The organism is Bacillus mycoides (assembly GCF_001757995.1).
In the GTDB taxonomy this organism is placed as follows: domain Bacteria; phylum Bacillota; class Bacilli; order Bacillales; family Bacillaceae_G; genus Bacillus_A; species Bacillus_A mycoides_B.
This window is the reverse complement of sequence record NZ_LXLV01000103.1, coordinates 1-525: the sequence shown is the minus strand read 5'-3', so window position 1 is coordinate 525 and position 525 is coordinate 1. Positions and strand designations below refer to the sequence as shown.

Sequence of the window (525 nt, the reverse complement as noted above, 5' to 3'; positions counted from 1 at the left end):
AAACTTGGACATACTGATATTACTACTCTACAAAAGGTGTGTGATCAGTATGGAAAAGGAGAATTTGTTCAAATGGAAGCATTATCAGCCTGAACTAATCTTATTAACAGTAAGGTGGTACCTACGGTACAATTTGAGCTTTCGTAACCTGGTGGAAATGATGGAGGAAAGAGGATTATCAATTGCTCACACAACGATTATGCGCTGGGTTCATCAATATGGACCTCAATTAGAAGAGAAAGTACGACATCATCTTAAGTCAACAAATGACTCTTGGAGAGTCGATGAAACATATATCAAAGTAAAAGGGCAATGGATGTATTTATATCGTGCAGTCGATTCAGAAGGGTATACAATTGATTTTTATCTAAGTCAATCAAGAGATAAACAAGCAGCCAAGCGCTTTTTCAAGAAAGCCTTGGCTTTTTCGTACGTTTCTAAACCTCGCGTGATAACAGTAGATAAGAATCCTGCCTATCCTGTAGCGATTCAAGAGTTGAAAGAAGAGAAACATATGCCTGAAGG

At 37.9% G+C, this 525-nt stretch carries 1 protein-coding gene; it reads left to right on the top strand.

Annotated elements, in window-relative coordinates:
• Nucleotides 1–49: 49 nt before the first annotated feature.
• Nucleotides 50–525 (top strand): IS6 family transposase (locus BWGOE10_RS28700; RefSeq protein ID WP_081339306.1); only part of this gene is annotated, 476 nt, incomplete at its 3' end.